Here is a 7694-nt window from a genome sequence, read left to right as displayed (position 1 = left end):
GTGCCTTGGGCTCTTGTCCATTGGCCAGGTAGTACTGGATCAACGACAGCCGCGCATTGCGGTTGGCCGGCTGCACTTTCAACAATTGCTCCAGCACTTCGCAGGCCTCTTCAACCTTGCCTTTGTCGTGTAACGCCACGGCCAGCACGTAGCCGTATTGGGCGTTCTGCGGTTCCAGTTGTGCGGCTTTGCGTAACGCTGGCATGGCCTGGTCCGATTTACCTGCCCGCACCAGCGACAGGCCTTGGGTGTATTGCAACAGCGCTGCGTCCGGGTGGTCTTTCAAGGCTTGTGCCAGCAGCGTCTGAGCCTCCTGGCTGCGGCCGTTGGCTTCCAGCCATTGCACCAGCGTCACCAGCGCCGGGTAGAAATCCGGATCGCGTTCGAGGGCCGTGCGCAGGTATTTTTCGACCTTGTCATTGCGGCCGCTGGCCTGATAGAGCATCGCCAGGTTGAGATYGGCTTCGGCCCGTTCCAGCAGGCTCATCTGTACCGCTTCGTACTCCGCAATGGCCGCATTCCAGTTCGCTTGGGCATTGCCCAATCCGTTACTGGCCAGACCCAGCAAATCGCGGGCCGCGGCGATGCGCACCGCCTTCACCGGGTCTGCCAGCAACGGCGACAACAGCGGCGCACGTTCGGGCGGCGGCAAGAATGCGCTGATGGCCCGCACGGCGCTTTCACGCACCAGGGGGGCCGGGTTGCTCAAGTCCTTGGTGGCCAGTTTCAGCGCCTGTTCACTCGGGTACATCGGCAATTCGGTGAGCAAGGTTGCCCGTTGAATCGCTGGCAAATTGCTCCGTTGCAACTGCTCGTACAAAGCTTGCGCCGCACCGGGCTGGCCGTTGCGAATCAGCCACAGGCTTTCGTCATAACGCGGGGCCTGTACGGTTGGCGCGCTGTTCCAGAGTTTGAATTGCTCAGTGACCTTGTCGCCGTCCTTACCCTGGTGGCAAGTGAGGCAGGCATCCGGTGTTCCCAGTTTTTTCGCCCGCTCCGGGTTGGGGATACTGAAGCTGTGGTCATGCCGGAAGTCATTGCCCATATAGAATTTGCCAGGCATGTGGCAATCCACGCACTGCGAGCCCGGTTGGCCCATGGTGTGGCGGGTGTGTTCGATGGAATCGTAGTTTTTCGCTTGCAGGCCTTTACCGTCGACGCCTTCCACCGACGTCTTGCCCGCCGTGTTGTGGCATTGCAGGCAAACACCGTTGCCCGGCGCCTTCAGCTCGCTGCTGTGCGGGTTGTGGCAGTTGCTGCAACGCACGCCTTTGTCGAACATCTTGCTTTGGGCGAAGGAGCCATGTTCGAACACCTCGTCCTTGATCTTGCCGTCCAGTGCATACAACTCGCGGGTCAGGGCGCTTGGCAGGTAGTCATCCATCAGGCGTTTGCCAACGGTGTAGCCATCACTCAGCGGGGCGCGGCGCGAATGGCAGCGGGCACAGGTTTCAATCTCGACGGTCGCGTTCTTGTCCTTGAGGTCGACGGCAAAACCGGCGTGAATCAAATCACCTTTTTTCGCCGTCCATTCCAGGTGATTGGAGGCCGGGCCGTGGCACGCCTGGCAGCCGACACCGAGGCTGTTCCACTGACTGTCAAAGGTGTTTTTGGCGGCATCGAAATTGCGTTTATAGCCTGTGGTATGGCACTCGACGCACATGAAGTTGGCGTTCTGGCTTGGCTTGCTCCAGTGCAACGGATTCTTGAAGTTCACACCCTGGCCGGGATAGAGGTGGAACCAGCGGTGTTTTTCGGTATCCCAGGCCACGCCCAAGGGTTGCAAACGTCCTTCGCCGACCTCGATCAGGTATTGCTGCAATGGCGCGATGCCAAAGGTATAAGCCACCTTGAAATCGGCATTCTTGCCATCAATGCCTGGTGTATTGACCCAGAATCCATCGTCCTTGCGTGAGAACACGGTGGTTTCGTTCTCGGCCTTGAACGTGACGTTATTGAAGTCGCCCAGCATCGTTTCGGCATTGGCCGGTTGCATCGCCAATTGGTGATGGGAGCCTTGCCAGTCCTTGACCTGCTCGCTGTGGCAACCCTGGCACTGTTGTTCATCGACCATCTTCGCCGGGRCCATCGCGACCGGTTGCGGTTTGGCCTGTTGCGCGACAGGGGCGCTGACGGGAACAGGCTTGAGCGGTGCCGGTGAACTGCTGAACAGAAACCAGCCGATGGCGATGACCGCCAGCAGCAATGTGCCGATGGTTACAGGAAAAAGGTAGCGATTGATCAGGTTCGGTTGCGAATCAGGGTTTGGGCTTGCTGCTTTATTTTTATGTTTCGGCATTGCGACTTCCATAGTCCAGGTGCGTTTGCCCTTGGGCGCGCGATCAAGCTTGATGCAGCTTTGCCGGATGCCGGGCATCTGTCAAATGACGGTTGTGAAATGGCCGGCAGCGTTGGGTCAATAGTGAGTTTTTTAGCGACCTGTCGCGGAACTCGCCTCTTCAATAATCAAAGCGAGCCATTCGGTTGTAGTGGCTGACGAGCGAGTCATACCCCCGCGTCACGGCATAAAAGTCTTCGCTCAATCGCTGCGGTTCAGCCTTGTTCTGCCAGTCGTTGTGCAAGGTATTCAAGGCATCGAGGTACTTCTGCGCAGGCCCGGTAATGTGGTCCCAGAGGTAGCGCGGCACTTCGTTGCGTTTTCTCGTTTCGGGTAACTCTGCATGGTTGAATTGCTGCCGGTAATCCCAGGCCAGTTGCAGCTCTCGGGTGGTCAAGGCCAGCGCCTGCGGGGTCAGGCTGCGGTTTTTGACCCCGTCGCTGACCACGTTCAGTGTGTCTTTGGCTTGAATCATGTAGTCCAGCAGGTACCAATGAATGTCTTTGCCATGTCGGGCTTCGATCAGTTTCAGCTGCTCGCGTCGTTGTTCAAGGTCCAGCGTTTCGACACGCTGTCTTAACGCCGCAGAGGCCAAAAGGTACGCGTCAGCCCTGGGCTGAAATTGCACGGCGAATTCGGGCGGCAATTCATAGGTGGGCTGTGAGAAAACCGGTTGCTGGTAAAAACGGATTTTCAGCGTGAGCGGCGTCACGCGCTCCAGTGCCTGCACGTAGTCGTCTGCCAGCGTCACTAGCGACTTTTCGTAGCCAAGGATCGAGAGTTTCTCACTGATTTTCGGCGAACAGACATCCCTTTGGGCCTCGTTCACTGTAGTGGCAACGCCGTCGTCGAAATCATGTTGGTTGGCCATCCAGTTCCGAACGGGTTCCCCGAGTTGCGCCGGTGACGTGTAACGCTCGTAAGCGAGGTGCCATTGCACGTCGACCCGATTGATGCAGTTGATGACCGGGCTCAATGCATTGGCTTGCGCAGTGATGGGCGCATCGTGTTTGTCCAGCCACAGGTCGAACGTGGTCAGGGGTTTTCCAGCCCCGATCATCCCGAGGGTAATCACCCCCCAGAATATCCCCACGGGGAACAACCATTCCCGAGTCATTGTCCGGCCTCCTTGCCGTACCACTGTTCCATCGTGGCCGGTGCGCCACATTCGCTGGTACTGGCCGGCATGCGGCTGCACAAGCGTTCTGTCCATTGTTGCAGGCCCTGATTGCGATTGACCGTGCCTTGGCTGGAGATCACTTTGAACACGCCCAGCAACGCCACCAACAGCAAAATCCCTGCACCTGCAAGGCTGCGTTTGATCCACGGATTGGAGGGCTTCCAAGAGACGCGTGGCTTGCCCTCGTACCGGCGAATCAGACCCACAGCCACAAGCGTGGCGACGTAAACGCCACTGCCGATCAGGCCATACACCTTACCAATGCCTGCCGCCATCACGGCGCAAGGCAACAGGTCGCGCAGTACGCCAAACGGTGGCGGGTTGAACCCGGGTAACAGGTACGCACTGAGTCGATCATCGAGCAACCACACGCGATGGGCGAACTGATGCATCAGCCAGTGCAGTACCCAACCGCCGGCTGAAAATATCACTGACCAGAACACTGCGACGCCGATCAAGCTCCCGAGGCGCTCGCCATTGGGGGCGTATAGAACAAAGCTGCCAATCAGGCAGGCGAGGGCGATGCCGAGGTAGATCGGCCAGCTGTCGAAAGTGTGTTCCCACTCGCGCCAGAAGAACGGCGTGCCGCCGGGCATGGCCTCGCAGAGCTTCGGGTGGTTGGCGTACAGCGCTGAGCTCAGCTGACGGCACTGCGTCCAATCATCGTCGCGCAAGCGTCGGGCCAACGCCCGGCGTTGACTGAAGCTGCCCGGTGCCAGCAGCAGGCGAGCGGCGCGATGCTCGGGGGTGGCGGCCGGTTGAGTGGCCAGGTGTTGTTGCCTGGCGAGGAAGATCGGCGCTTCGTGACGGTCCACCAGGCGCTGCCATTCGGTTTTCGGGCAGGGGCTGGCGGGCCCGGCATGCCAGCCTTGCCCGGTTGAGACCGCTTCAAAAATCGTCGATGACCAGAAACGACTTTCCAGCAATAACTGGCTCAGCAGCCCGTTGAACCACTGGCGATGGTGCTCGCCCTTGAGCCATTGATGGCGAAAACACTGGGCATAGGCCTGCAAAAAACCTTCGGCGTCTTCGCGTTCAAGTGCCTCGCGCAAAGTGTGCGTGATGCCTTGGCGCCGCTGCGCCAACACCTGATAGATCTGCTCCTCGTCGAGTTCCAGACGTTGCCAGGCGCTGAACCACTGGAAAGTCTTGATCGCCCACTCCAACAGGTCTTCGGACGTGTCGGGATGCTCGACGCAATGGCGCAGCACCTCGTCTTCCAAGACATCCAGCGCGCCGTGTTCGAGGGCCAGCGCATGGCGTTGCTGCAGCTCACCAAGGCTGACGCCGTTGAGCGAGCGCGTAACCTGTTGCAGCACGTCGATTTGTGTCCCCGACAGGTCGGTCAGGTCCCACGACGCTTCTTCCTGTGGGTCCTGCTCACTGAACTGTTCCCATTCCTTGGCGGTCAGTGCCTGTTCATAGGCCTCGCGCAGGCGCTGGAACCCTTCGGGATCTTCGTCCGGACGCGTCTGTTTGAGCAGGGCGGCGTAGTGACGTTTGATCGTGCGCGTATCGGCGTCTGCCGAAAGGCCCAGGACAGTCCAGCAACTCATTGTGGGTGCAACTCCATGAAAACCTGCGACGCGATTCAGTGATGGCCATTTGATTTTGCGCACCCTACCTGTTTCGCGTCGAAATGTCCTCGAGTCTTATGTCCCGTCACCAACAAACCAGCGGTAATACGGATTGCCGCCATCACCCATCATCACTTCACGGATGTCCCTGGCCCAGGCGTCGCGGTCGCCGTCATAGGCGTGCAGGCTCGCCCGATAGAACTGCATCAGGCGCTGCTGATGGGCATTCATGCGCTCGATGAAACCAGCATCGGCATTGAGCAGCGGCGGTGGCAGGCGCAAATCCAGCAACGCCGGCAGCACGCGGCTGATTTCCTTGGCGCGCACCCAGGGGGCGTATTCGATCCGTGGTTGATCATCGGTCACCGCCAGGGCATCGCCTGCGAAGCGTTCGAGCCCGGCGCGATCGGTCACCCAGGTCGCCATCAAGGCCGGCGCCGAACCGATGCCCACGTCTTGCAACGTACTGCGCACGGTGTCCTGCTGGAAGCGCTGGCTGATTTTCGCAGCGTCCAGTTCAATCGGCTCCATCGAGCCCACCAGCAGCATTTCGTGGAATTCGCTGGTCCACAGCGTGGCGTAGGGGAAGGCATCGAGAAAGCTGCGCACCAGCGAACGCGAATCGTCGATGTTCTGCGTCGGCAGCGGCAGCCATTGAGCGACCAGGCCTTGTTTCTCAAGGCGACTGGCGGCCAATTGGTAGAAGTCGCGCGAATACAGGTTCACGACGCCGGCGGCGGAGGGCGGTGGCGGTTCGAGAGTGATCAGGTCGTAGCGCTGCGCACTGCGCAGCAGTTCCTGGCGACCGTCGCGCAGGCGAACATCGACCGTCGGATCGGCAGCGGCATTGAAGTTACCTTTGAACAACGGCGCGGCTTTGACCACCGACGGTAGCAACTCCGCGACCACACGGTGTTCAAGGCCCGGATAGCGGGTCAGGGCGCCTGCGGTAATGCCAGTGCCGAAACCGATCACCAGCGCCGAGTGCGGTTCGCCGTTATGGATCAGCAGTGGCAGCAGCGCCTGAATCCGCATGTAGCGCAGCGATGGCATGGCGTCACCGGTGTTCGACACGCCCTGGATATACAAGCGCTGAAAGCTCTTCTGACCCTTGCCCTGCGTGACCACGGCGACGGTGCCGCCACGTCCTTCTTCATAGAACGCCAACGTGCCGTTGCGGGCGCCGGGCAGCAGGCTGGCGAGTTTGTCGACCGGGATAAAAATCGCCACCACCACGGACAGCAAACTGATGGCGACTACCGCCTGACGCCGGCCTTTCTTGACGTGATGGCCCTTGCGCACGGCGAAATAGCCGATCCCTGCTGCCACAATCGCCAACAGTCCCAAGGTTCGCACCAGCCCCAGCAGCGGAATCAGCAAGAACCCGCAGAGCATCACGCCGACGATCCCACCCAGGGTGTTGAACGCCACCACGGCGCCCACATCCCGACCGATGCGCTCAGGGCCGACACTCAATCGCAGCGCCAAAGGAAACGCCGCCCCCAACAGCAAGGTCGGGACAAACACGATGCTCAGCGCGGCCATGGCAAACCGTGCGCTCATGCCCAGCAATTCGCTGCCGCCCATCGCCAGCGCGGCGGTTTCGGCCTGGGATTGCAAGAACACCAGCCAGCGCCCGAGAAACGCCACTTCCAGCAATGCGATCAAGCCGGCCCCGGCGATCAGCAAGCCAAATATGCCCCATGGATCGCGAATACGATCAACCCGACGGGCCAGCAGCGCGCTGCCGATGAACAACCCCGTGAGGTACGTCGCCAACACCACGGCAAAGGCGTAGGTGCGGGTGCTCATGAATTGCACGATGGATTGCGACCAGACCACTTCGTAACCCAGTGCCACCCCGCCTGCGATGGAATACAGCCACAGGGCCAGGCGATCCGGCGCTTTGTGTTCGTGATGCCGGGTCGGCTCCTGGACCACTGCCGGGCGCTGGCGTTGAAACCACAGGGCACCGGCGGCGGCCAGCAGGTTCAGCATGGCGGCGGCGAGGGCACTGCCGCGCACGCCGAGGGTGGCGATCAACACGAAGGCAGCAAGCAAGGTGCCGGCAATCGCGCCCGCGGTATTGGCGGCATAGAGTTGTCCGCCAGCCTTGCTCAAATGGTGCGGGTCGCTGGCCAACGAGCGCACCAGCACCGGCAGCGTGCCGCCCATCAACAGCGCGGGAATGCCCACCAGCGCAAAGGGCAACACCCAGGCCAGCAATCCGATGTGCTGTTCCAGCCAGGCAAAAGGACTGGCCGCCATGCTCATGGCAAAGGTCGCGCCAACGCCCAGTACCGCCACCAGCACTTCAAGCCCGGCATACAACAACACCGGTTGCTGCAAGCGATCAGCCCAGCGCCCGAACAGCAATCCCCCCAGCGCCAGCCCGGCAAAAAAGGCGCTGATGCCGGTGGTGATGGCGTACACCTCAACGCCGACGACCAACGACAGTTGCTTGATCCACAGCACCTGGTACACCAGCGCCGCCGCGCCCGAGACGAACAGCAGCAATGCTGGAATCAGCAGGGCCGGGGAGGTGGCGGTTTGCGGGGCAGGTATGGCCGACGACTTGCTGGCGACACGTGAGGACATT

4 protein-coding genes are annotated in these 7694 nt (G+C 60.6%); all 4 read right to left on the bottom strand.

Features of this window, described 5'->3' with window-relative positions; all coding sequences use genetic code 11:
• A partial coding sequence (locus tag AC1D2P_RS08245; protein WP_477811381.1) for a tetratricopeptide repeat protein occupies positions 1–2299 on the bottom strand: 2299 nt, incomplete at its 3' end.
• Positions 2300–2459: 160 nt separating this feature from the next.
• Positions 2460–3455, bottom strand: coding sequence for a DUF3829 domain-containing protein (locus tag AC1D2P_RS08240; RefSeq protein ID WP_158283923.1), 996 nt, complete (start codon positions 3453–3455; stop codon positions 2460–2462).
• Positions 3452–5074, bottom strand: coding sequence for a J domain-containing protein (locus AC1D2P_RS08235; protein ID WP_258665872.1), 1623 nt, complete (start codon positions 5072–5074; stop codon positions 3452–3454). The genes AC1D2P_RS08240 and AC1D2P_RS08235 overlap by 4 nt, the downstream gene beginning before the upstream one ends.
• 96 nt (positions 5075–5170) lie before the next feature.
• Entirely contained in the window at positions 5171–7693 is a 2523-nt protein-coding gene (locus AC1D2P_RS08230; protein WP_477758147.1) for a spermidine synthase, read from the bottom strand.
• Between the last annotated feature and the right edge of the window lies 1 nt (position 7694).

The sequence above is a fragment of the Pseudomonas sp. P1_F1_2 genome, assembly GCF_056405815.1.
This window is presented reverse-complemented; position numbering and strand designations above follow the sequence as displayed.